The following is a 23,820-nucleotide window of genomic DNA, read 5'->3' as shown; positions in this document are numbered from 1 at the left end:
GCTCTTTCAGGCGGGTTCGGGGCGAGTTCGGACGCAGAACTCGTTGCCCTCGGGATCCTGTGTGGGGGACAACGGATCCGCACCGGGGTCGGCGGCCAGTTCGAGTCGTAGGCGGTTCCTGCCTTGCTTGGCGTTGGTGGAACGCACGAACTCGATCGCCGGGCCACGGCCGGACGGGCTGCGCAGGCCGACGGTCTGGGGGTTCTGATCGGTGCTCACCGGCCAGCCGGTGAGCACAGACCAGAACCCGGCCAGCCGCGCGGGTTCGTTCGTGTCGACGACCAGCGCGGCGAGCGCCCCCGCCCCGGCGTACTCCGGGCGCGGTTCGAGGACGCAGAACTCGTTGTCCTGGGGGTCGGCGAGCACCACCCACGGAACGTCGCCCTGGCCAAGGTTCAGGTGCCGCGCCCCCAACGCCGAGGCGCACTCCACCACCTCGCGCTGGTGCTCCGGCGTGCGGCTCGCGAGATCGAGGTGCAGGCGATTCTTGTGCCCCTTGGGTTCCGCCTCGGCGACGAACACGAGGTCGAACTCGCATCCGTCTTCAGCAGGCGGCCGCACCACGGGCGCAGCGACGCTCGGCGCCTCTTGCCTCGTGAACCTGCCCAGCCCCGCACCGACAGCCGCACCGGGCGAGGCAGGCGCTTCGTCGAGGCCGAGCAGCCGCTCCTCCCCGGCGGCGTAAGCCAACCCGCCGACCGAACGGCCCGGCCGCACCGCCGCAGCGTCCGGACCGCCGGCAAATTCGGCCGGTGTGGCGAGGTGCCACCCGAGCAGCCCGGCCCAGAAGCGGGCCAGCTCCTGGGGCTGCGCGGCGTCGACAGTGAGGGCGGACGGCGGCGTCGTCATGGGCCGAAGGTACCGGGGGCCACCGACAGGAACCGGGGAAGCTTCCCCACTTTCCGGTTCAGCGGGTGGCCAGCCGCAGCAAGGCCCAGAGTTGGGCGGCCAGGTCGTGGCCGCCGGAGGAGACGACGGCGGTCGGGGCGGCGCGGCCCCACAACCAGAGGTAGACGTTGGCCGGTTCGCCGCTCACGAGTTCGTCGGCGGATTCGGCCTCCTCGGGTGAGCAGCGCCACGCGTCCATCGTTTCGGGGCCGGCGCGGGCGATCCAGCTGTGGCCGCCGGTCTGGATGCCGACGGTGCCGTGGCGGGTGCCGGTGAGGCCGAGCAGGGCGAGCTTGTGGCCGAAGTACAGAGCGAGGGCCTCGTCGACGCCGTCGGTCGCGAGGTCGGCGGGCACGGCCGGGTGGTCGACACCGGCGGCTCGCTCGGCGTCGACGCGGTGGATCAGCGTCTCGTGGAGCGTGCGGCGGCGCCAGAAGCCGTAGGTGGGATCGGCGGACCACCAGGTGGCCGCGGGGTCGGCCGGATCGTGGGCGGCCAGCTCGGCGATCAGCGCGTCGCGGCCCGAGACGTAGTACTCCGCGACCGTTTCGTCCTGGTGCGGAATGCGCTGCCACTGCGTGGGTTTGTGGCCCTCACGCAGCCAGCCGAGGGTGACGCGGTGGACGCTGCCGACGTGGCGCAGCAGCTCCCCCAGCGTCCAGCCGGGGGCCGTGGGCACCGGCGCCTCCACCGACGCCGCGTGCGCCACCTCCCCCAGTACCCGCGCTTCGATCTCCAGCGCTTCGAGCAACCGGCCGTGGTCGACCGGACCGAGCTCACGCGACATGGGCTTCGCCGGAGATGGGCAGGCCGTGGACGAGCCGGCGGACCAGCTCGAGGAACAGACCGGTGGCGCGCAGCAGGCTCGCGGCCGATTCGGCCGTGACCTTTCCGGTGATGCCGGCTTCGGCGGCCGCGCGCGTGGCCGAGTTGGCCGCGAAAAAGGCAGACCACTCCTGCAGCTCCGGCGCCACGGCGTCGAGCAGCACCCAACCGCTGGCCGGACGACCACGGCCCCGGCGCGGCCGCCCGCGCACGGCGAGCACCGCCGCCGCACCGCGCAGAGCGGAGAGGTAGGCGCCGATGAACCGCTCGGCGGGATCCCGTTCGTTTTCGGCGTCGGCCAGACCGCGCTTGGCCTGGGCGAGCAGGGTTGCCGCCGCCGGGGGTGCCGGCGGACGCAGCGACAGGGGCAGCTGGGGCTGCCCGGGGTCAGGGGACACGACCGAGACGGACATGACGACCCTCCTCCCGCTCGGGCGAGTCCGGCAGGTGCCCGGCTGCGGGGCGCTTCCCCCGCCCCTCCGCCGGGCACCTGCCGGTGAACACTCACCGGATGTCGAACGTCTGTTCGAACGATTTCCAGAGTAACCCCCGGTGCCGCGTTCTCTCAACCCCGCCGGTGGAATCCGGGGACGTGGTGCGGGACACGGCGCCGTCGGCGTGGTCTCATAACCGCATGAGCTCCCTCGACCATCCCGCCGTCGCCAAGGTCACAGCCGCTCTGAGCGAAGCAGGCCAGCAGGCCGCCGCCGAGGGTGTGCGCGTGTTGCCGGCCGAGGTCCGTACCGCGGCCCAGGCCGCCGATGCGCTCGGGGTGGAGGTCGGCGCGATCGCCAACAGCCTCGTGTTCCGCGCCCGCACGGCCGGCGGCGAGGAGACGGCCCTGCTCGCCCTCACCTCCGGCGCGCACCGCGCCGACCCGGCCCGCCTGGCCGCGCTCGCCGGCCTCGCCGAGGTGGGCAAGGCCGACGCGGACTTCGTGCGCGAGCACACCGGCCAGCCCATCGGCGGCGTCGCCCCCGTCGGGCACCCCCGGCGGCTCGTGACCGTCGTGGACACGGCCCTGCGCGCGTACGACGAGGTATGGGCCGCGGCCGGGCACCCGAAGTCGGTTTTCCCGACGACGTTCGCCGGGCTCGTCGAGCTGACCGGGGGCACCCCCGGCGCGCTCGCGGCGGGAGTGGAGGATGGACAGCCGTGACCGCCATGTCCTCCGGGTGTTCCCGATACGTGCAGTTGTCCGCGGACGAGTTCCGCACACGCCTGCCCGAAGCGCTGGCCATCTACGTCAAGGCCATGCAGTACCCCGAAGGCACGGCCGAGCAGCGCGCGCCGATGTGGCTCACCCACGCGTTGCGCGAGGGCTGGCGCTGCATGGCCGCCCTCGACACCGACGACGTGCTGCTCGGCCTCGCCTACGGGTACAAGGGCCGCGCCGGGCAGTGGTGGCACGAGCAGGTGCGCCACGGCCTCACCCGCCGTTCCGGCCCCGAGGAGGCCGAGCGGTGGATGAGCGACTACTTCGAGCTCACCGAGATCCACGTGCGCCCCGAGAACCAGGGCAAGCAGATCGGCGAGGACCTGCTGCGCCGGCTGCTCGACGGCGTCGGAAACGCCAACGTGCTGCTGTCCACGCCCGAGGGCACCAGCCGCGCGTGGAAGCTCTACCGGCGCACCGGGTTCGTCGACGTGCTGCGCGACTACCAGTTCGCGGGCGACCCACGTCCGTTCGCGATCCTCGGCCGTCCACTGCCGCTCGACCCGAAGTAGGTTCCGAGCGCCAGTAGCCGACGGCCAGCGCCGCGGTCAGGAGCGCCCCGCCGCCCCAGCCCTGCGGGCTCAGGTGCTCGTGGAGGAAGGCGACGGACAGGATCGTCGCCGTGAGCGGTTCGAGCAGCGCCGACAGCGCACCGAGCACGGGGTGGGCCGTGGTGAGGCCCTTGAAGTACGCGGCGTAGGCGAGCGCCGTCGGCACGACGCCGAAGTAGACGGCGACGAGCAGGACGTCGGGCCGGGCGGGCAGCGCCATGCCCAGGGTGAGGGCGGCCGGGGTGAGCAGGAGGCCGCCGGTGAGGCAGCCGTACGCGGTGGTGGCCAGGGGGTCGTCGACCGGGCGGGTGGTGAGGACCGCGAACCCGGCAGCCGCGGCGAGCGCCAGGACGACGGAGGCTTTCGAGGTTTCGAAGTGCGGCGCCCAGGACAGCAGCACCAGGCCGATCAGCGAGGCGACGACCGACAGCACGGTCCAGGACCGCGGCGCCCGCCACGTCCGGATCGCCGTGGCGATGGTGAGCATCACGGGCGCGGCGCCGATGGTGGTCATGGTCGCCGTGGCGACGGACCCGAGCGCGACGGCTGCGAAGTACGTCGTTTGGAAGAACGCGAACAACACGCCGACGCCGAACACCCGCTTGAGGTGGATGCGGGTCCGCGGAATCCCCTTGCCGGACACCGCGATCGCCGCGGCACCCCCCAGCAGCAACCGATACGCGGCGACGGCCCGCGGGTGCAGCCCGGCGAGCTGCCCGAGCAACGACCCGGCCGACCCCCCGGTCCCCCACAACACCCCGGCGACAACCAGCGCGACCGACCCGCGGGCGCGCTCGGACAGGACAACTGACATGGACAACGCTCCAACGTCGAAAGATTTCGGACATCGACGACGCGGGGCAGGTGTTTCGTGCAGTTTTCGTGCAGCACTGATCAGCCGCGGGGTCCTCTAGCGGACTCACGCGGCGGGCACCACCCCGCTCAGAGCGCGGGGGGTGGGGTGACGAGGAAGATCCGATGCACGGGCAGGAGTCTAGGGATTGGAGCGACGGTGGGGCGACGGGATTTTCGCGGTGGCGGAAGGGAAAAGGGCGCTTTTGGTCTATTGCGAGGCCACCACCCGAGGCACACATCAACCGCCCTCCCGAAACAGGGTTCCGGCAAAGTCTTGGTGGTGTTCAGTGGTGGATTCCGGGCAGGGTGAGGGCTCGGGTGGTGTGTCGGTCAGGTGGCGTAGTGCGGCGGCGATGGTGGCGTGTCCGGCTTTGCGGGATGCGCTGGTGTCGAGGTCGCGCGAGCCGGCCGTGACGCGGGGTGCGGAGCCGGTGCGGGCTCGGGATGCGCGGCGTGCGGGAAGTCGATCGTGGGGTAGCCCAGGAACTGACCGATTGGCGTGACCTGCGGTGACGCGTCGCTCGCTACGGCTGTGCCAGCGGTTGTCGGTGCTGTGGGCAGGGATCTGGCGCCAGGGCGGGGTGTCGAGCAGACCGTGGAGGCGGTGCTGGTTCCCTTTGACGGTGAACACGGAGGCCGCGGCGCGCGAATGCAGGTAGCGGGCGTGGTCGGCGGTGACGGGCAGGGCATCGGCCATGACCACTTTTCCGGCCAGGTCGATCGGGTCCGGTAACGGCGGCAACCAGGTGATTTCGGTCGCCTCGACGCGGACCTGGAGCTGAACGAGCACCACGGCGTCGTCGTGGGTGCTCGCGGCGAGCAGGTGCGCCCCGGCGCGGCTGAAGGTGCCGCGCAGGGATTCACCGTCCTCCGCGATCGTTGCCGGGAGCACGGCGGGATCGGACTCTGCCGGGACTCGTCTTCTCAGTCAGGCATGGATCACAGCAATGCCGGCACGTGCTGCGGGGCGTCTGCGGCCCATTCCCTGATCGCGGCGAACGACCGCGCCCCCGCCGCCGCGGCCGGCGCCAGGATCGACACCACCGAATGCCGCGCCCCAAGCCGATCCCGCGGATCCGGCACCCACCGCACACGCCGGTCCACGACCCACCCCGGACCAGTATCACCATCCATGACCGGGGCCAGACGACCAACCACGGCAGGACCAGGCACGACTGAACAGCGCGCACGGCTCTCTCACACGATCTTGGGGCCTGGACACTCACACGATCGACCATAACCGTGCCCGCCCCGCACACGGCCCAAAAAGGACTTTGCCGGAACCGCCCGCCCTCCCGAGGGGCGTCCCCCTTCCACTCTGCCGGCCCCACCGACAAAACCCGGCATCGAGCCGGTCTGGGGCCGGGTTGCCCACAACTCGCCGGGAGCTGTGGGCAACCCGAGAATTCAGGGCTGCGCAAGGAGAAACCCGCCGTCTCAGCAGGGACGAGCCCCCGAGCCGACGGCAGGGCTCAGCTCAGCAGAGCCAGCTGCTCCCGCAACGTGTCCAGCCCCATCCCGCCCATTTCCAGCGCCCGCGTGTGGAACTGCTTGATGTCGAACGCATCCCCCAGACGCCGGCGGGCGTCGTCGCGGGCGGCGAGCCAGAGGCGTTCGCCGAGTTTGTACGCGGGGGCCTGGCCGGGCCAGCCGAGGTAGCGGTCGATCTCGTCGCGGACGTGGGCCTGGTCGGTGATGGTGCGCGTGAGCATGAACTCCAGGCCGAGGTCCGGGGTCCAGCGCGAGCCCTCGTGGAAGCCCGTGCCGCGCGGAATCTCGAGTTCCAGGTGCATGCCGAGGTCGACGACGACGCGGGCGGCGCGGAACAGCTGCTCCGAGAGCATGCCCAGGAGGTTGCCGTCGTCCGACAGATAGCCGAGTTCCTGCATGAGGCGCTCGGAATACAGCGCCCAGCCCTCGCCGTGGGCGGAGATGAACGTCATGAGCCGCTGGTACTTGTTGAGCGACGCGGCCTGGTTGACGGCCGTCGCGATCTGCAGGTGGTGGCCCGGCACGCCCTCGTGGTACACAGTGGACACTTCGCGCCAGGTGGTGAACTCGTCCTTGTCCGCCGGCAGCGACCACCACATCCGCCCGGGACGGGTGAAGTCCTCGCTCGGCCCGGTGTAGTACGCGCCGACGCCGCCGCCCGGCGGGGCGATGCGGCACTCCAATGCCATGAGCCGGTCGGGGATGTCGAAGTGCTTGCCGCGCAAGGACTTCAGGGCCTCGTCGGACAGCGACTGCATCCAGGCCTCGAACTGCGGACGGCCGTGCACGCGGTAGCGCGGGTCGGCGTCGAGCACCTCGGCGGCCTCCGCGACGGAAGCGCCCGGACGGATCCGCTCGGCGACCGCGCGCATCTCGGTGTCGATGCGGGCGAACTCGTGCCAGCCCCACTCGTACGCCTCGCGCAGATCCAGCTCCGCGCCGATGAAGTAACGCGACCACAGCCGGTAGACGTCCTCGCCCACGGCATCCTTGGCCGGGGCCTTCGGCGCGAGCTCGGCGCGCAGGAAGCCGGCGAACTCCGCGAACGCCTCGTCGGCCGCGCGAGCGCCCGCCTGCAGGTCGTTCACCAGCGACGAACCCACTTCGCCCGCGTTGCCCACGAGGCCGGTGAAGAAGCTCGGCCCCTCACCGAGGCCGGCGTAGGTGTCGCACTGCTCGGCGACCTTGCCCACCTGCCGCAGCGCCGACACGCGCCCCGCGTCGGCCGCGGTCAGCAGCGACGTGCGCAATCCCGCGAGCGCGTCGGGGACCTTGCGCAGGCGGGCCGCGATGTCGGCCCACTGCTCGGGCGTGTCCATCGGCATCAGGTCGAACACCATGCGCAGGTCCTGCACCGGGCTCGCGATCACGTTCAGTGCGGCGACGTCGAGGCCGGCATCGTGGATCTCCACGTCCAGTCCCACGCGCTCGGTGAACACCGCCTTCGCGACCCGCTCCCCCGCGTCGGTGGGTTCGGCGGCGGTGACGTCCGCGAGCGCCTTGGCCGCGAGCGCGGCCCGGGCCGCGTGGCCGGCGGGCGAGTAGTCGGTGAGCTGGTCGTCGTACCCCGCGACGCCGAGCATGGTGGCCGCGACCGGGTCCACGGCCGCGTAGTCGTCGACGTACCGGTCGGAAATCCCGTGCACGCTGTGTTCGGTGGAAGCCATGGGCCGAACCGTACCGGCCTGGGCCCCGCCGGAGGTACGGACTTACGCGCGGGCCGGCACGAGCCCGAGGCGCGTCACCACCTCGCGCGTGGCCTTGGACCGGTTGAAGGTGTAGAAGTGCAGGTCCGGCACGCCCTCGGCGAGCAGTTTCTCACCCAGTTCGGTGACAGCGTCGATCCCGGCCGCGCGGAACGCTTTCGGATCATCCGAAAGGGGCTCCAGCCGGTCGAGCAGCCGCTGCGACGCGGGCGCGCCGGAGAGCTTGATCGTGGTGTGCAGGGTGCGCAGCGTGGTCAGCGGCATGATGCCGGGCAGCACCAGCGCGTCGCAGCCCGCGGCGGCCACGCGGTCGCGCAGCCGCAGGAAGTCCTCGGCCTCGAAGAACAGCTGCGCGATGGCGAAATCGGCCCCGGCGCGGAACTTCCGCACGAGGTACTTGGTGTCCGACTCCAGGTCGGGCGACCGCGGGTGGCCGTAGGGGAACGCCGACACACCGACGCAGAAGTCGCCCAGCGACCGGATGAGCTCCACCAGCTCCTCGGCGTACGTCAGGCCTTCGGGGTGCGGCACCCAGTCGCCGTAGACCTCGCCGGCCGGGTCGCCGCGCAGCGCGAGGATGTTTCGCACGCCGACGGCCGCGTACCAGCCGATCACGTTGCGCAGCTCCGACACCGAGTGGTCGACCGCGGTCAGGTGCGCCATCGGGCAGAGCGTGGTCTCGGTGGCGACGCGGGCGATGCTGCGGATCGTGCCGTCGCGGCTCGAGCCGCCCGCGCCGTAGGTGATCGACATGTACGCCGGGTCGAACGGCTCGAGCTCCCGGATGGAGCGCCACAGCACAGCCTCGTCGGCCTCGTCGCGGGGCGGGAAGAACTCGATGGAGAACCGGGGCCCGTTCCCCTGCAACCGCTCGATCACCGACGTCATGAACGGACATGTTAGTGGGCGAAACCGGACGCTGGGAGCCCCGGCGCGTGGCCTTGGCCACGGGTACCGTCGGACTCGCACCCTCCGGCGAGGAGCCAGCGATGAGCCGCGAAGACGACACCGACTGGGACGAAGACGTGCGAGTGGCCGTGTACCGGGCCTTCGCCACCCACGGACGCGCGCCGACGGCGCCGGAGCTGGCCGACGCGGCGCACGGCTCGCTGGCCGTGGCCAAGCAGGCACTGCACCGCCTCGCCGACGCCCGTCACCTGGTCCTCGACGAGTGCGAGCACGTGGTGCTGGCCCACCCGTTCGCGGCGATCCCGCTGGGTTTCTCCGTGATGGGCGAACGCACGCTGTGGTGGGGCGGCTGCGCGTGGGACTCGTTCGCGATCCCGCACCTGGTGCCCGCCGAGCCCGAAGTGCTCGTCGCCACGCGCTGCCCGTGCTGCACCGAGCCCACGGCCCTGGTCGTGACCCGCGAAGCGCCGCCGGAAGGACCGCAGGTCACCCACTTCCCCGTGCCGACGGCCCGGATGTGGGACGACGTGCGCCACACGTGTTCCGTGCAGCGCCTGTTCTGCGGCGAGTCCTGTGTGGACGAATGGACCGAGCGCACGGGGATGGCGAAAGGCGCCGTGCTCGGGCTCCCGGCTCTGTGGAGCCTGGCCGAGGGCTGGTACGCCGGACGGCTGGAGCACGGCTACCGGCGCCGGGAACCGGCCGAAGCCGCCGCGTACTTCACCGCCGCCGGGCTGCCCGGCGGGTTCTGGACCGGGCGGTTTTGAGAACCCCGGCCACCCGGTTGCGGGCCGCCGGGCGGGCCGAAGTCCGCGCGGCGGTTCGCGTCCGCCGAGCCGGGCCTGCTCGGAAGACGCCCGGAGCCCGGCCGCCGCGCGCCGGGCGCTGCCGCCGCGGCGCACGCCCGCGACCGGCCGAGCACACCCGGCAGCAGACGTCTCGTGCGCCACATCGAGGGCACCCGGCGCGACCGGCCGGGCCCGCGCCCCGGATGATGGCGGCATGGACGCGCCCGGTTTCGACGACGATCTGCCTGCCCACGTCGAGCGTGCGCTGACCGCGTTCCTCGGCCGCGCGGGCGACGAGATCGTGCGCACGGAGCCGAGTGTCGCGGCGGGCATCGAGGTGCTGTCGGGCTTCGTGCTGTGCGGTGGCAAGCGCATCCGGCCGACGTTCGCGTGGTGGGGCTGGCGCGGAGCCGGCGGGGCGGCCTCCGGGGAAGCCGCCGAGGGCGCGCTGCAGGTCGTGGCGAGCCTCGAGCTGATCCAGGCGTGCGCCCTGATCCACGACGACCTCATCGACTCCTCCGACTCGCGCCGCGGCAACCCGACCGTGCACGTCGCGTCGGCCAAGGTGCACGCCGACCACGGCTGGCTGGGTTCGCCCGCGACGTTCGGGCTGGCCACGGCGGTGCTCGTCGGCGACCTCGCGCTCGCGTGGGCCGACGACATGTTCGCCGAGGCCCCGCTGCCCGCCCGGACCCTGGCGAAAGCCCGCCCGGCCTGGCGCGCGATGCGCACGGAGGTGCTCGCCGGGCAGTACCTCGACGTCCGCACCCAGGCCGTCGGCGACGCGTCACCCGAGGCCGCGCTGCGCATCGACCGGCTGAAGACCGCCGCGTACACCGTGCAGCGCCCGCTGCACCTGGGCGCCGCGCTCGCCGGAGCCGACGACCGGCTCGTGGACACGCTGCTCGAGTTCGGCGGCGACGTCGGCGTGGCGTTCCAGCTGCGCGACGACCTGCTCGGCGTGTTCGGCGACCCGTCGGTGACCGGCAAACCCGCGGGCGACGACCTGCGCGAGGGCAAGCGCACCCTGCTCGTGGCGCTGGGCCTGCAGCTGGCCGACGAACGCGGCGACCGCACCGCCGCCAAGGTGATCGCCGACGCCATCGGCAAGGCCGACCTGTCCGACACGGCCGTGGACGCCGTGCGCGAAGCCCTGACGAGCGTCGGTGCCGTCGACGCCGTGGAGCACCGCATCGACGACCTCACCGCCTCGGCGATGGCCGCCCTCGAGCGGGCCCACCTGGCCGAGCCGGCTCCGGCCGCGCTGGCCGACCTCGTCGGCAAGGCGACGCGGCGGACCTCGTGACCAAGACCGTCTCCGGGCCCACCGACCACGTGGTGGTGGTCGGGGCGGGGCTGGCCGGCCTGTCGGCGACGCTGCACCTGCTCGGCGCGGGCCGCCGCGTGACGCTGCTGGAACAGGACAAGGTGCCGGGCGGGCGCGCCGGGCAGCAGGACTTCGGTGCCAACGCCGTGGACACCGGCGCCAGCGTGCTGACCATGCCGGAGCTGGTGGACGAGGCCCTGCACGCCGTCGGCGAATCGCTGGCGGACACGCTGCCGCTCACCAAGCTCGACCCCGCCTACCACGCCCGCTTCGCCGACGGCAGCACCCTCGCGCTGCGTACCGACGGCGACGCGATGGAGGCCGAGATCCGCGCGTTCGCCGGTCCCGCCGAGGCCGCCGGTTACCGCGCGCTGCGGCGCTGGCTGACCGACCTGTACGCGGCGCAGAAGGACCACTTCATCGGCGCCAACTTCGATTCGCCGCTCGACCTGGTGCGCCCGGAGCTGGTGAAGCTCGCCGCGCTGGGCGGGTTCGGCCGGCTCGGCCCGAAAGTCGCGCGGTTCCTGCGAGACGAACGCGTACGGCGACTGTTCTCCTTCCAGTCGTTGTACGCGGGGCTGGACCCGGCACGGGCGCTCGGCGCGTACGGCGTGATCGCGTACATGGACACCGTCGGCGGTGTCTTTTACCCGCGCGGCGGGATGGGCGCGGTCGCGCGCACGATGGCCGGGGCCGCCGCGAAAGCCGGCGCCGACCTGCGTTTCGGCATCGAGGCCGCGTGGCTGGAGCGGGTGTCGTCGCGGGTGCGGGCCGTGCGCACCCGCTCGGGCGAGCGGATCGAGTGCGACGCGGTGGTGCTCGCCACCGAGCTCGGCACCGCGTACCGGCTGCTGGGTGCCCGGCCCGGCCGCGTGCTTCCGTTGCGCTACTCGCCTTCGGCCGTGGTCCTGCACGGGCACGCGAAGCGGTCGTGGCCGCAGCTCGGGCACCACACGATCTTCTTCGGCCGCGCCTGGGACCGGACGTTCGCCGAGGTCGTGCGCGACGGCCGGCTGATGAGCGATCCTTCGCTGCTCGTCACGCGCCCCACCGCGACGGAACCGGGGCTGGCGGGCGACGGCGGCGAGATCGTGTCGGTGCTCGCGCCCGCGCCGAACCTGCGCCGCGGCCGCATCGACTGGCCGCGCGTCGGCCCCGCCTACCGCGCGGAACTGCTGCGCACACTGGAATCCCGCGGGCTCACGGGGTTCGCCGACGAGTTCACCGTCGACGAGGTCGTGACGCCCGCCGACTGGGCCGCGCGCGGGCTGTCCGCGGGCACGCCGTTCTCGCTGGCCCACACGTTCACCCAGACCGGCCCGTTCCGGCCTGCGAACCTCGTGCGGGCCGCGGGCAACGTGGTGCTCGCCGGCTGCGGCACCACCCCCGGCGTCGGCATCCCGCCGGTGCTCATCTCCGGACGTCTCGCCGCGGAAAGGATCACCGGCCGGTGACAGAACTGGACGCCGCCGGCATCACGGACCCCGGCCTGCAGGCAGCGTACACCGAATGCCGCCGCATCAACGCCCACCACGGCCGCACGTTCTTCCTCGCCACCCGGCTCCTGCCCGCGCGGGCCCGGCCGGCCGCGCACGCGCTGTACGGCTTCGCGCGCATGGCCGACGAACTCGTGGACAACCCCGAACCCGGCACCGATCCCAAGGCCGCGCTGGACCACGTGGCCGGGATGGTCGACGAGGTCTACGAAGGCGGCGCGCCCGCCGACCCCGTGCCGGCCGCGCTTGCCGACACCGTGCGCCGCTACGGCATCCGGCGCGAACTCGTGGACGCGTTCCTGCACTCGATGCGGATGGACCTCACCGTCACCGAGTACGCCACGTACGCGGATCTCGCGGAGTACGTCCACGGCTCCGCGTGCGTGATCGGGCTGCAGATGCTGCCGGTGTTCGGCACCGTCGTTCCCTTGGCGGAAGCCGAACCCAGCGCCGCGGCGCTCGGGGAAGCGTTCCAGCTCACGAACTTCTTACGTGACATCGGCGAAGACCTCGACCGCGGCCGGCTTTATCTGCCCGTTGAAGAACTTTCCGCGTTCGGAGTGGACCGCGAGCTGCTGATCGAGTCGCGCCGGCGCGGGGTGCCCGACCCGCGCGTGCGGCGCGCGCTCGCCGTCGCGGTGTCGCGCGCCCGCGCGGTGTACCGGCGCGCCGAAGCCGGAATCCCCTTGTTGCGCCCCGAATCCCGGCCCTGCGTGCGCATGGCGATCACGCTGTACGAAGGGATCCTCGACGAGATCGAAGCGCTGGACTACGACGTGCTGAACCGGCGCGCGGTCGTCGGCAAGGGCCGCCGCCTGGCCGTGGCTCTGCCGCAGCTGCTCAGTGTGTGGGCCCGCGGCCGCTTGCGTAGGCTCTGAGCCATGACTTCCGCTTCGAACCGGCGGCTGCGGGTCGGGCTCCAGCTCCAGCCGCAGCACGCCGACTACGACACCATCCGCCGCACCGCCTCGGCGGCCGAGGACATCGGCGCCGACATCGTCTTCAACTGGGACCACTTCTACCCGCTCTACGGCGATCCCGACGGCATGCACTTCGAGTGCTGGACCATGCTCGGCGCCTGGGCGGAGTCGACGTCCCGGGTCGAGATCGGCGCGCTGGTGACGTGCAACAGCTACCGCAACCCGGAGCTGCTCGCGGACATGGCCCGCACCGTCGACCACATCTCGGGCGGCCGGCTCATCCTCGGCATCGGCTCGGGCTGGTTCGAGAAGGACTACGACGAGTACGGCTACGAGTTCGGCACCGCCGGCGGGCGCCTCGACAACCTCGCCGAATCGCTGCCGCGCATCGAATCCCGCCTGGGCAAGCTGAACCCGGCGCCGACGCGCAAGATCCCCGTGCTCATCGGCGGTGGCGGCGAGAAGAAAACCCTCAAGCTCGTGGCCCAGCACGCCGACATCTGGCACGGCTTCGGCGACCCGGAGGTCGTCGAGCGCAAGGTGAAGATCCTCGACCGGCACTGCGCCGACCTCGGCCGCGACCCGCTCGAGATCGAGCGCTCGTGCGGCGTGCAGGGCGACCCGGACGAGCTCGGCCCGAAGCTCGTCGAGCTGGGTGTGAGCACCTTCACCGTGGGTGTCGGAGGTCCCGACTACGACCTCACGGCCCTCAAGAACTGGGTGGCCTGGCGCGACAAGCAGAACGGCTGACACACGAAGTTCGCCGAAGGCCTCCTCGCGCGAGCGGGGAGGCCTTCGGGCGGTTCGGACACATTCGGACAAGGGACACGGCAGCAGACCGTGATCGACTACTTCGCGTGGCCGTACCAGCGCGAAGCGAATCGGGCGAAAAGCCTAGAAAGCCATGGCTTGGGCGCGCCGCTTCACCTCGGTGCCGTGGCTCGTCCGCAGGGCGTTGACGGGGGTCACGCCCGGCAGCGTGTCGTCCTCCGCGAAGAGCCAGCGCAGCATCTCGGTGCGGCTGAACCCCGAGTCCGCGAGCACCGTGATGGTGCCCGCCAGGCCCTTGACCACTCCGTCCTTGACGAAGAAGTCGCTGGGCACGCACAGCTCGCCTTTGCGGCGCACGGCGATCAGGTGACCGTCGCGCAGCATCTGGCGCACCTTGTTGGACGAGATCCCGAGCACGGCCGCCACCTGATTCAGGGGAAGGACGGTGACAGCGGAGTCGAGGACGTCATCGGCGACAGGAATCCCACTCACACGTGACACTGTGCCACATTCGACCGGTTTCCCGACTGGTACGCACGGGTGACCGCCTCCTCACCTCACCTGCGCGGGCGTGGTTCCGTACGATAACCAGCCGTGACACGCACGCACCCCAGCCTCGTCGGCACGCTGCTCGACCGCCGCTACCGCGTGGACAGGCTGCTCGCCCGGGGCGGGATGTCGTCGGTCTACCGGGGGATGGACACCCGGCTGGACCGCGCGGTCGCGATCAAGATCATGGATCCCCGCTTCGCCGACGACCGCTCGTTCGTGGACCGTTTCGTGCGCGAAGCCCGTTCAGCCGCCCAGCTGCATCACCCGAACGTGGTGGCCGTGCACGACCAGGGCTTCGACGTCCCGCCCGGTGAGGACGCGGGGCTCGCGTTCCTCGTGATGGAGCTCGTGGACGGCGGCACGCTGCGCGACCTGCTGTCCGAGCAGGGCAAGCTCGACGTCGCGCTCGCGCTGAGCATCGCCGAGCCCGTGCTGTCGGCCCTGGCCGCCGCGCACGCCGCCGGCCTGGTGCACCGCGACGTGAAGCCGGAGAACGTGCTCATCGGCCGCAGCAGCAGCGCCCTGTCGGGCGGTGTGGTGAAGGTCGGTGACTTCGGCCTGGTACGCGCGGTCGCCAGCGCGGGCACCACGAGTTCGAGCGTCATCCTCGGCACCGTCGCCTACCTCTCGCCCGAGCAGGTCACCACGGGCGTCACGGGGGCCCGCGGCGACGTGTATTCCGCCGGGATCCTGCTGTACGAGATGCTCACCGGCCATGCGCCCTACACCGGCGACACGGCCCTGGCGGTCGCCTACCGGCACGTGAACGACGACGTGCCGCGCCCCAGCGAGCAGCGGCCGGACCTGCCGCCCGCGCTCGACGACCTCATCCTGCGCGCCACCCGCCGCGACCCCGAGCTGCGCCCGGCCGACGCCGGCTTGTTCCTGGCCGAGCTGCAGGCCGCGCGCGCGGAGCTGGGCCTGCCGATCGTGCCGGTGCCCGTGCCCCCGCCGCCGGACGGCGATCGCATGTCCGACGCCGAACGCACCATGCCGCGCATCCCGGTGGCCGAGCAGACGATGCCGGTCTCCGGTCCGCAGGGCACGCGGGCGCTGACCCGGGCCGTCCCGGTCGGCCCGCCGCCCTCACCGCCGGCGGGCCAGCCGATGCCGACGCAGCAGGTCGCGGTGACCCCGCCGGCCACGCCGCCTCCGCCGCCGCGCCCGCGCCCGCCTGCCGACGAGCCGAAACCGCGTGACCGGCGGAAGATGTTCGCCCTGATCGCGGTGGGGGTGCTGGTGCTCGGCGGACTGATCGGCGCGTTCGCGTTCATCCTCAGCGAGTCGGCACCCACCACGTCGGCCGTGCCGAAGCTCGTGGGCCTGACGCAGGCCGAGGCCGGTGACAAGCTGCGCGCGGCGAACCTGACGCCGCAGTACAGCCAGGAGTTTAGCGACACCGTGCCGGCCAACACGGTGGTCAAGGTGACGCCGGCCGAGGGCACGCAGCTGGAGAAGGACGCGAACGTCTCCGTCGTCGTGTCCAAGGGCAAGCCGGTGGTGCCGAACATCCAGGTCGGCGCCTCGCTGGCCGACGCGACGAAGGCAATCCAGGGCCAGCAGCTCACCGTCGTGCAGGGCACGCCGGCGTTCAGCGACACCGCACCCCAGGGCACCGTCGTGAGCGTGAGCCCCGCGGCCGGCACGCCGGTGAACATCGGTGGCCAGGTCACCGTGGTCCTGTCCAAGGGCCCGGAACCGCTCCCGCCGGTGCCCGACGTCACGGGCCGACCGAAGGACGAGGCGTTCCAGCTGCTGCAGCAGGCGGGCTTCCAGCCGGTGGACGGCGGCGAGGAGTTCTCGCAGACGATCCCGGCCGGCGCCGTCAGCCGGACCGACCCGCCGGCGAACTCGCCGGGCAGCAAGCAGGTGAAGGTCTTCGTCTCCAACGCCGTGCAGGTCCCCGACGTGCGGTTCAAACAGTTCGACGAGGCGGAGAACATCCTCAAGCAGGCCGGACTCGAGGTCGACAAGCAGGGCGGCGGTGGTGGCCGCGGCCACGGTGGCGGCGGCTTCAACTTCGTCTTCCAGCAGGACCCGCAGCCGGGCTCGCTGGTGCCGAAGGGCACGAAGGTGAAGATCCGGGGCTTCGGCGGATGATCGGCAACCGAGGCCGCGTCACAGGCGCCGTCGGCCCCGGCCTCATCGGTGAGGTGCTCCTCAGCGTCCGCGGCGGCACCGAGGCCTTCTACGCCTACGCGGCCGACCCCGAGGTCAGCTTCCCGACCGGCACTCAGGTCCTTGTGGTGGATTTCGAACCCCCACGGACGGTTTACGTTGAACGGTGGCAACCGCTGAAGCGTTAGCGGCGTCGAAGAGCTACCAACAACCGAAAATCGGGCTGCGAGGGGTTATGGAAATCTGGCTCATCGTCGTGATCGCGGTGGCAGCCGTGATCGTGCTGTTCGGCCTGCTGCGAATCCTGTACAAAGTCGCGGAGCCGAACGAAGCGCTCATCATCTCCGGGTGGGGGATCCGGGTGGAGCGCACCGAGACCGCCGACAGCCTCGGGTTCAAGATCGTGACCGGCCGTGGCGTCAACGTGATCCCCGGCTTCCAGACCGCGCGACGGCTTTCGCTCGACACGCGCGGCGTCAACCTGCAGGTGTCCTGCGTGACCAAGCAGGGCCTGCCCGTGACCGTGCGCGCGGTGGTGATCTACAAGGTGGGCGACGACTACGCCTCCATCGCCAACGCCGCCCGCCGCTTCCTCGACCAGCAGAAGGGCATGAACGACACCATCCACGAGCTGTTCTCGGGCCACCTGCGCTCGATCGTGGGCGGGCTGACCATCGAGGAGATGATCCACAACCGCGACGCGCTGACCGGCGAGGTCCGCCAGTCGTCGGCGACGGAGATGATCAAGCTGGGCCTGATCGTCGACTCGCTGCAGATCCAGGAGATCGACGACGAGTCGGGCTACATCCTGAACCTCGGCAAGCCGCACGCCGCGGCCATCGCGTCGGCCGCGCGCATCGCCGAAGCGCAGCGTGACCAGGAGGCCACGCAGGCGGAGCAGGTCGCCGCCGCGCAGAAGGCGGGCGCGACGCGGGAGAGCCAGATCAAGCAGGCGGGCTACCAAGCCGAGGTCGACCAGGCCAAGGCGAAGGCAAGCCAGTCGGGCCCGCTGGCCGAGGCGACGGCGCGGCAGGAGGTCGTGGTCCAGGAGACGCGGGCGGCCGAACTGGAGGCCGCACTGGCCGAGCAGCGGCTGCAGTCGCAGGTCCGCAAGCCGGCCGACGCGAAGGCGTACGAGACCCGCACGACGGCCGACGCCGACCGTGACGCCCAGATCGCCCGCGCGCAGGCCGAGGCCAAGGAGACCGAGCTGCGCGCCGCGGCCGACGCGACGCGCGTGAAGACGGCCGCCGAGGCGGAGGCTCAGGCCACGAAGGCCCGGGCCGAGGCGTCGGCGGGGGCCACACGCGCCACCGGTGAGGCCGAGGCGGCGGCCGCGCAGGCGCGCGGTCTGGCGGAGGCCCAGGCCGCGAAGGCACGGGGTCTCGCCGAAGCCGAATCGGCCCGGGCCAAGGGTCTGGCGGAGGCCGAGTCCATCAAGGCGCGGGCGGCGGCACTGGCGGAGAACCAGGAAGCTGTGGTAGCACAGCAGCTGGCCGAACGTTGGCCGGAAATCGTCGAGGCCGGCGCGCAGGCGTTCGGCAACGTCGACCACATGGTGGTCCTGAACGGCGCGGACGGGATGTCGGACATGTTCACCAAGGCGTTGTCGCTCGGCGGTACGGGCCTCGGCCTGGCCCGCCAGCTGATGGACGCCATGGGCAGCCCCTCGAAACCGCCGGCGGCCACGGACTCCGAGCAGGCGCTGTCGAACGGCGACCTCTCCCCGCGCGAGTAGCCCATGAGCTTCTTCACGGACGGTCCTCGTGAACGCCCCCTGTTCCCCGTGCGGGAGCAGGAACTGTTCGGCTACGAGGGCCGTCCGTGGATGGGCCCGCCGAACGACCACATCGTCCCCGCGCTCCTGCCGTGGGCCCGGCCGCTCGGCCGTTCGGCACGCACGATCATCGCCCTGCGCGGGATCGAGGTCTGGCCGGAAGCCATCACGCTGCGGATCGCGGTGTATTCGCGCGACAGCCTGCAGGAGGGCCGCAGCGGCTCCCTCATCGACCACCGGCGGATCCCGGACTACAACGCACTGCTCGTCGGCGTGTTGTACCCGGACGGGCGCCGGGCCAGCTCGGAGTCGATCTCGGTGCCGTCGGCTTCGGAGCCCGCTTCGCCCGTGCTGCGTGCTGTCGGTGGGGGCGGGACGCAGTTCCACCTGGACCACCAGATCTTCGTGTGGCCGCTGCCAGGGGACGGCCCGTTGACGCTCGTGGTGCAGTGGCTCGACCGGCACATCAAGGAAACGCACACCGAACTCGAGGGCGCGGCCATCCGAGCGGCGGCGGTGGAGGCCGGGGAGTTGTGGCCCGGGTTGCCGAAGCGGCCAGGTCACGGAGTGGCGCTGCGGCACGCGGGGGTCACGGGTTCCGGCGCGGCTTCGGCCTCCGTCGGCGCGCTTGCGGTGCGAGCCTCGGAAGCCGCCGGTCCGATCCCCCGCAACGCGACCGACACCCCGCACGAACCGCTTCCCCGCAGCGGCGCCGCCGACAGCGCCGCACCCGGCGAGCCCTTTCCCCGCCGCGTCGCCTTCGGCGCTGCGGAAGACAGCGCAGAATCACTCCGCAACCCGCGCGGCGCTGCACCTCTCCCAGACTCCGGCGCCACGGACGCTGCACCTGTCCCAGACTCCGGCGCCGCCGATGCTGCACCTCGCCCAGACTCCGGCGCCGCCGACGCCTCGAAGGGCAACCGGGTCGAGAACGCCACTCAGCAGGTGGCCGCACCCGGCGAGCCGTTGCCGCAACGGTCCCCCTCCGTGCTGCTCCCCCACCTGGCCGGCGAAGCCTCGCTGCTCCCCCGCCGCAACGTCGCCCTCGGCCCCGACCGCCCAGCACCGCGCCCGCCCGGCACGGCTTCGCCACTCCCTCGGCGCACCCCCACCCGCGCCGGTGGCGCGCCCACCGCACCTCCCGTGACCCGCCCGGCCCAGGCGCAGCCGCACGCCGAGCAGCCTGCGCCTCCGCAATCGCCCGCTGAGCCACTGCCGATCCCCCACCGCAACGCCGCCACCGGCGACAGCCCGACGATCGCGCCGCCCACCCCCTCCGCCGCGGACCCGCAGCCGCAAGCCTCCCCACCGGCACCGCCGCAGCCGGCCGGCGAAACACCGCCGCTACCCCGGCGCGACGCCGCCACCGACACCCCCGACCCGCTCCCCCAGCCGACACCGCCGCTCTCGACTGGCGAGACACCACCCCAGCCCAACGCCGCCACCAACACCCCTGCGCCACTCCCCCAGCCGTCCCGGCCGGCGGCGCCACACGCGGCTGCTGAAGGGCTCACGGTGGCGCAGCCGCCGGCGTTGCCGCAGCCGTCGAGGCCCGCGAAGAAGGAGAAGCCGGCTCGGGGCGGGTGGGTGTGGCGGAGGGGTGCGCGTGACCCGGGTGAGTGACACCCGGGTCGTTAGCGCCCGCGAAACACAGTGACCACCCTCCCGTCATGTCAAGGTGGTGTCGTGGAGGCGGATCTCACCCCTGCCCCGCCGCACGAGGACGGTCGCGATGGTTCGCACCCCGCTCAGCCCGCTCGACGTCGCGTTCCTGTGCCTGGAAAGCGAAACCGCGCCGATGCACATGGGTGCGGTACTGGTGTTCACCTCTCGCGGGCGAGCCGACGGCGCGGAGCTCGCGACGCTGCTGGCGTCGCGCGCGGAGAAAATGCCGCAGCTGCGCAGGAAAACGCGGGCCGAGCTGTTTCCACCCGGTTCCGCGACTTGGGCGGATGACCCGGGTTTCGTTGCGGCGCAACATATCCACCACCACGAGCTGAGCACGCTGTACGACCCCGACCCACTCACGGACTTCGCCGCGCAGTGGATCGCGGAGCCGCTCGACACGAGTCGTCCATTGTGGGACCTGACCGTGGTGACCGGGCTGCCCCAGGGTGGTTTCGCCGTGCTGCTCAAGCTGCACCACGCCCTCACCGACGGCGAAGGCGCGTACGCGGTGACCGTGGGCTTGCTCGACGGGCTGGCCGTCGCGGACCGCACCCTCGCCCGCGCATCCGGGCCGGCGCCGATCCCGCGGCCGCGCTCGGTGCTGCACAGCGTGAAAAAAAGCGTGAAGGACGGCCTCGCGCACGCCGGCGAGACGGCCGGGATCGCGACCTCGCTCGTCCGCGCGGCGCGGCCGCCGCTGTCGCCGGTGTCGGCGCCGGCGTCGGCCGAGCGGCGCCTGGCCTTCGTGCGGCTGCCCACCGCCGACATCCGCCGCATCCGCCGCGCCCACGGCGGCACCGGCAACGACGTCGTGCTCGCCGTGCTGGCCGGCGCGCTGCGCGAGTGGCTGGTCAACCGCGGCAAACGCGCCGACGGACGCACTCTGCGGGCCCTGATCCCGGTGAGCGTGCGCGGCCGTCCGGGTGGCCGGATCGGCGGCAACAAGCTGTCCGGCTACCTGTGCGACCTGCCGATCGGCGAGGACGACCCGGTGGAGCGCCTGCACGTGGTGCGCCGCGCGATGACGCGCAACAAAGCCGCCGGCCCGGCCCGCGGCGCCGGCGCGTTCCCGCTGCTGGCCGACCGGGTGCCCACGGCGCTGCACCGCCTCGGCACGAAAACGGCCGGACTGGCCGCGCCGCTGTTGTTCGACCTGGTCGTGACCACCGTGCCGCTGCCGGCCGCACGTCTCACGCTCGGGGGCGCCCCGCTGGCGCAGGTGTACCCGCTGGTGCCGCTGGCCCCACGCCACGCCGTGGGCATCGCCGTCGCCACCTACCGCGACGGCGTCCACATCGGACTCCAGGCGAACGCCGAGGCCGTCCCCGACCTCGGCGGCCTGCGCGACGCGGTCCTCAAATCCACCGCGACGCTGCTCAACACCCTGTAGGGCTTCAGCCTCGCAGCATCTCCGCCACCAGGAACGCCAACTCGAGCGACTGCTGCGTGTTCAGGCGGGGGTCGCAGGCGGTTTCGTAGCGGCCGGAGAGGTCGACGTCGGAGATTTCCTGGGCGCCACCGAGGCATTCGGTGACGTCTTCGCCCGTGAGTTCCACGTGGATGCCGCCCGGGTAGGTACCGAGCTTGTGGTGGACCTCGAAGAAGCCCTGCACCTCGTCGACGATGCGGTCGAAGTGGCGGGTCTTGTAACCGGTCGACGACTCGTGCGTGTTGCCGTGCATCGGGTCGCACTGCCAGATGACCTTGTGGCCCGAGGCCTCGACCTTTTCGACGATCGCGGGCAGCACCTCGCGGACCTTGCCGTTGCCCATGCGCGAGATGAGCGTCAGCCGGCCTTCCTCGTGGCGCGGGTCGAGGCGCTCGACGTACTCCAGTGCCTGCTCGGGCGTGGTCGTCGGGCCGATCTTGAGGCCGATCGGGTTCGACAGCAGCTCCGCGAACGCGATGTGCGCTCCGTCGAGCTGGCGGGTGCGCTCGCCGATCCACAGGAAGTGCGAGGACAGGTTGTACAGCTTGGGATTGGCCGCGTCGGCGTTGTCGAGGCGGAGCAGGGCGCGCTCGTAGTCGAGCAGCAACGCCTCGTGGCTGGCGAAGATCTCCGTGGACTGCAGCGACGTGTCGGTGACGCCGCAGGCGTTCATGAACCGCAGGCCGCGGTCGATCTCGTTGGCCAGCGCCTCGAAGCGCTGCGCCGCCGGCGACGCCGACACGAAGTCCTTGTTCCAGTCATGCACCTGGTGCAGGTCGGCCATCCCGGCGCCGGTGAGGGCGCGGACCAGGTTCATGGCGGCACCCGCGTTGGCGTACGCGCGGATCATGCGGCCCGGGTCGGGCACACGCAGCTCGGGCTTGGGCACCAGCGAGTTGATGATGTCGCCGCGGTACACGGGCAAGCCCAGCGCGTCGGTGGCCGCCGAGCGGGGCTTGGCGTACTGGCCGGCGATGCGGCCCATCTTCACCACGGGCAGGCTCGCGCCGTAGGTGAGGACCACGGCCATCTGCAACAGCGTGCGCAGGTTGGCGCGGATGTGGGGCTCGGTGTTGGACTCGAACGTCTCGGCGCAGTCACCGCCCTGCAGAAGGAAGGCCTCGCCGCGCGCGACCATCGCCAGCCGGCTCTGCAGCCGGTCGATTTCGGCGGGCACGGTGATCGGCGGCACGCTCTCCAGCACGCCCCGGACGCGCTTGGCCAGCTCGACGTCCGGCCACTCGGGCTGCTGGGCGGCGGGCAGGGCCAGCGCCGCGTCGAGGCGTTCGCGCAGCTGAGGCGGGAGCGGCGGGAGCTCGGGAAGCGTGTCGACGGGAACGTCCACTGTCCAGTTCACGGCACCCAGGATAAGGTTCGCCGCCCACGTGGCTCCGGGAGGGCGGTGCGGGTCACACGTCCGGGTTGTCCTGGTGGTCGTCTTGGTGGTCGTCTTGGTGATAGAGCGCGCCGAACCGGTCGATGACGCCGAGCAGCCCGCCCAGCTCGTCCGCGTCGAGTGCGGGAACGACCACGGACCAGTGGTGCAGGCGCACGGCTTCGGCGAGGATCCGCCGGCGTTGTTCCGCCAGGAGCGGCGGCGCAAACGCGGCCGCGGCTACCCGGACCACAGCCTCGACCACGCCGGAAGCCGAGGCCGCCGCAGTCTCCCCACGCGCCGCCAGATCCACCATCCCCTCGGCAATCGCCAGGTCCAGGCCGGCTTTTCCTCGGGGTACGCCGCGACCAGCGCCGTGACCTCGGCAGGTTCCCCCAACCGCGCACAGCATCACGATCGCAGCGTCCCTGCCGTACCGGGTTCTTCTCGCAGCTTCTTCACCCGCCTGCGGACTTACGCCGCCAGCCGTGTCAACGCCGGGTCGTCTCCGGCGGCTCGGAGCCGGCGGGCAAGCAGTACGAGGGGGTCGCGCATCCTCTGCCAGAAGTCCACACCGCAGATCAGCTTTTCGGCGATCCGGGGGTCTCCCTCAGCGGCGAGGAGCTCCGCAAGTTCCGTCAGGGCGCTCGGCGACTGCCGGTCCTTCTGCACCAAAGGTGCGAGCAGTCCGGCTCGCCGCACGTCACCGGCCGCCACGACCGTCGCGGTCAGCTCGCTGATCGCATCCACCATGCGCTGATCCCCCGCCGGGCGGCGGGTCAGCGCTTCCGCTCGCTCGGCAGCTCGGCGAGCGCGGTCACGGTCGCCTGCTGCCAGGAGCCCGTCCGCGAGGACCTGAAGCGGTTCAGGTCATTGCACAAGTCGAAAACGGACGAGAGATTCGAGCGGAACCTCGCGGCCCAGTCGAAAGCGCGTTCGGTGTCGTCCGCCGACACGAGCGCCCGAATGAACGGGATCGTCGCTTCGTCCCGGCTCAACGGGTTGGTCATCGAGGTCAGCACGGCGGGGACGTCGGACAGGCGGCCCTGCCGCGATCAGAACCCGCACCAAGGTCGGCAGGAACTCCCGTTCCCGTTCTGCCTCGGTGAGCCCCTGGCCCAGCCGACCTGCTGCCTTCCTGAGATCTTCCGACGCGGC

General features: G+C 72.1%; 22 protein-coding genes and 2 pseudogenes. 12 read left to right on the top strand and 12 right to left on the bottom strand.

The window, feature by feature from the left end; genetic code table 11:
• Window positions 1-6: 6 nt before the first annotated feature.
• Genes AB0F91_RS38700 through AB0F91_RS38690 form a run of 3 tightly spaced genes read right to left on the bottom strand, consistent with a single transcriptional unit; the run spans window position 7 to window position 2,126 of the window.
• On the bottom strand, window positions 7-849 hold the full coding sequence (locus AB0F91_RS38700; RefSeq protein WP_360606007.1) for a VOC family protein: 843 nt from the start codon (window positions 847-849) through the stop codon (window positions 7-9).
• A gap of 58 nt (window positions 850-907) precedes the next feature.
• A complete protein-coding gene (locus AB0F91_RS38695) occupies window positions 908-1,675 on the bottom strand; it encodes a maleylpyruvate isomerase N-terminal domain-containing protein (protein WP_360606005.1) in 768 nt (255 codons plus the stop codon).
• The gene (locus AB0F91_RS38690; RefSeq protein ID WP_360606003.1) at window positions 1,665-2,126 is read right to left on the bottom strand and encodes an SAV_6107 family HEPN domain-containing protein; all 462 of its coding nucleotides are present in this window, start codon (window positions 2,124-2,126) and stop codon (window positions 1,665-1,667) included. The genes AB0F91_RS38695 and AB0F91_RS38690 overlap by 11 nt, the downstream gene beginning before the upstream one ends.
• Before the next feature lie 221 nt (window positions 2,127-2,347).
• Here AB0F91_RS38690 and AB0F91_RS38685 point away from each other — a divergent pair, with 221 nt between their 5' ends.
• Entirely contained in the window at window positions 2,348-2,872 is a 525-nt protein-coding gene (locus AB0F91_RS38685; protein WP_360606001.1) for a YbaK/EbsC family protein, read from the top strand.
• The gene (locus tag AB0F91_RS38680) at window positions 2,869-3,441 is read left to right on the top strand and encodes a GNAT family N-acetyltransferase (protein ID WP_360605999.1); all 573 of its coding nucleotides are present in this window, start codon (window positions 2,869-2,871) and stop codon (window positions 3,439-3,441) included. The genes AB0F91_RS38685 and AB0F91_RS38680 overlap by 4 nt, the downstream gene beginning before the upstream one ends.
• Here AB0F91_RS38680 and AB0F91_RS38675 read toward each other — a convergent pair.
• The 4 genes and pseudogenes from AB0F91_RS38675 to AB0F91_RS38660 all read right to left on the bottom strand — a co-directional run.
• Window positions 3,440-4,294, bottom strand: a pseudogene (locus AB0F91_RS38675) (EamA family transporter); the annotation flags it as partial. The gene AB0F91_RS38680 and the pseudogene AB0F91_RS38675 sit on opposite strands and share 2 nt — an antisense overlap.
• Before the next feature lie 279 nt (window positions 4,295-4,573).
• Entirely contained in the window at window positions 4,574-5,227 is a 654-nt protein-coding gene (locus tag AB0F91_RS38670; protein WP_360605997.1) for a hypothetical protein, read from the bottom strand.
• A 580-nt stretch (window positions 5,228-5,807) separates the two neighbouring features.
• Entirely contained in the window at window positions 5,808-7,493 is a 1,686-nt protein-coding gene (locus tag AB0F91_RS38665) for a DUF885 domain-containing protein (RefSeq protein ID WP_360605995.1), read from the bottom strand.
• A 42-nt stretch (window positions 7,494-7,535) separates the two neighbouring features.
• Complete coding sequence (locus tag AB0F91_RS38660) at window positions 7,536-8,420, bottom strand: methylenetetrahydrofolate reductase (protein ID WP_360605993.1); 885 nt, start codon at window positions 8,418-8,420, stop codon at window positions 7,536-7,538.
• 101 nt (window positions 8,421-8,521) lie between these two features.
• Here AB0F91_RS38660 and merB point away from each other — a divergent pair, with 101 nt between their 5' ends.
• The 5 genes from merB to AB0F91_RS38635 all read left to right on the top strand — a co-directional run bounded on the left by merB (window position 8,522) and on the right by AB0F91_RS38635 (window position 13,722).
• Window positions 8,522-9,208 (top strand): organomercurial lyase, encoded by a 687-nt coding sequence (gene merB / locus AB0F91_RS38655; RefSeq protein ID WP_360605991.1) that lies wholly within the window; start codon window positions 8,522-8,524, stop codon window positions 9,206-9,208.
• 235 nt (window positions 9,209-9,443) lie between these two features.
• Entirely contained in the window at window positions 9,444-10,535 is a 1,092-nt protein-coding gene (locus AB0F91_RS38650; protein WP_360605989.1) for a polyprenyl synthetase family protein, read from the top strand.
• Entirely contained in the window at window positions 10,532-12,010 is a 1,479-nt protein-coding gene (gene crtI / locus AB0F91_RS38645) for a phytoene desaturase family protein (RefSeq protein ID WP_360605987.1), read from the top strand. The genes AB0F91_RS38650 and crtI overlap by 4 nt, the downstream gene beginning before the upstream one ends.
• Window positions 12,007-12,930, top strand: a complete 924-nt coding sequence (locus tag AB0F91_RS38640) for a phytoene/squalene synthase family protein (RefSeq protein WP_360605985.1) — start codon at window positions 12,007-12,009, stop codon at window positions 12,928-12,930. The genes crtI and AB0F91_RS38640 overlap by 4 nt, the downstream gene beginning before the upstream one ends.
• A gap of 3 nt (window positions 12,931-12,933) precedes the next feature.
• On the top strand, window positions 12,934-13,722 hold the full coding sequence (locus AB0F91_RS38635) for an LLM class F420-dependent oxidoreductase (RefSeq protein WP_360605982.1): 789 nt from the start codon (window positions 12,934-12,936) through the stop codon (window positions 13,720-13,722).
• Between the two features lie 144 nt (window positions 13,723-13,866).
• Here the strand turns inward: AB0F91_RS38635 and AB0F91_RS38630 are convergent, their stop codons facing one another.
• Entirely contained in the window at window positions 13,867-14,235 is a 369-nt protein-coding gene (locus AB0F91_RS38630) for an Rv2175c family DNA-binding protein (RefSeq protein ID WP_360605980.1), read from the bottom strand.
• Window positions 14,236-14,337: 102 nt separating this feature from the next.
• On the opposite strand from AB0F91_RS38630, the gene pknB reads away from it, so the two are divergent.
• From pknB to AB0F91_RS38605, 5 genes and pseudogenes are all read left to right on the top strand, one after another.
• Window positions 14,338-16,395 carry a Stk1 family PASTA domain-containing Ser/Thr kinase gene (gene pknB, locus AB0F91_RS38625; RefSeq protein ID WP_360605978.1) on the top strand — a complete coding sequence of 686 codons (2,058 nt, stop codon included), beginning with the start codon at window positions 14,338-14,340 and terminating at the stop codon, window positions 16,393-16,395.
• Window positions 16,392-16,601: a hypothetical protein gene (locus AB0F91_RS38620; protein WP_360605976.1), complete on the top strand. Its 210-nt coding sequence runs from the start codon at window positions 16,392-16,394 to the stop codon at window positions 16,599-16,601. Before pknB ends, AB0F91_RS38620 begins: the two co-directional genes overlap by 4 nt.
• A 47-nt stretch (window positions 16,602-16,648) precedes the next feature.
• The gene (locus AB0F91_RS38615; RefSeq protein WP_360605974.1) at window positions 16,649-18,151 is read left to right on the top strand and encodes an SPFH domain-containing protein; all 1,503 of its coding nucleotides are present in this window, start codon (window positions 16,649-16,651) and stop codon (window positions 18,149-18,151) included.
• A gap of 3 nt (window positions 18,152-18,154) precedes the next feature.
• A pseudogene (locus AB0F91_RS38610) lies at window positions 18,155-18,769 on the top strand (hypothetical protein); the annotation flags it as partial.
• Window positions 18,770-19,922: 1,153 nt separating this feature from the next.
• Window positions 19,923-21,248, top strand: coding sequence for a wax ester/triacylglycerol synthase family O-acyltransferase (locus tag AB0F91_RS38605; protein ID WP_360605972.1), 1,326 nt, complete (start codon window positions 19,923-19,925; stop codon window positions 21,246-21,248).
• Window positions 21,249-21,252: 4 nt separating this feature from the next.
• Here the strand turns inward: AB0F91_RS38605 and AB0F91_RS38600 are convergent, their stop codons facing one another.
• The 4 genes from AB0F91_RS38600 to AB0F91_RS38585 all read right to left on the bottom strand — a co-directional run bounded on the left by AB0F91_RS38600 (window position 21,253) and on the right by AB0F91_RS38585 (window position 23,672).
• Window positions 21,253-22,644: a class II 3-deoxy-7-phosphoheptulonate synthase gene (locus AB0F91_RS38600; RefSeq protein WP_285969235.1), complete on the bottom strand. Its 1,392-nt coding sequence runs from the start codon at window positions 22,642-22,644 to the stop codon at window positions 21,253-21,255.
• Window positions 22,645-22,696: 52 nt separating this feature from the next.
• Entirely contained in the window at window positions 22,697-22,927 is a 231-nt protein-coding gene (locus AB0F91_RS38595) for a hypothetical protein (protein ID WP_360605970.1), read from the bottom strand.
• 209 nt (window positions 22,928-23,136) lie between these two features.
• On the bottom strand, window positions 23,137-23,415 hold the full coding sequence (locus AB0F91_RS38590) for a hypothetical protein (protein ID WP_360605968.1): 279 nt from the start codon (window positions 23,413-23,415) through the stop codon (window positions 23,137-23,139).
• Window positions 23,416-23,441: 26 nt separating this feature from the next.
• The gene (locus AB0F91_RS38585; RefSeq protein ID WP_360605966.1) at window positions 23,442-23,672 is read right to left on the bottom strand and encodes a hypothetical protein; all 231 of its coding nucleotides are present in this window, start codon (window positions 23,670-23,672) and stop codon (window positions 23,442-23,444) included.
• Between the last annotated feature and the right edge of the window lie 148 nt (window positions 23,673-23,820).

Origin of the sequence: Amycolatopsis sp. NPDC023774 (assembly GCF_040639695.1) — a bacterium.
GTDB lineage: Bacteria > Actinomycetota > Actinomycetes > Mycobacteriales > Pseudonocardiaceae > Amycolatopsis.
The sequence above is the reverse complement of the archived record's forward strand: the minus strand, read 5'-3'. Positions and strand labels throughout refer to the sequence as shown.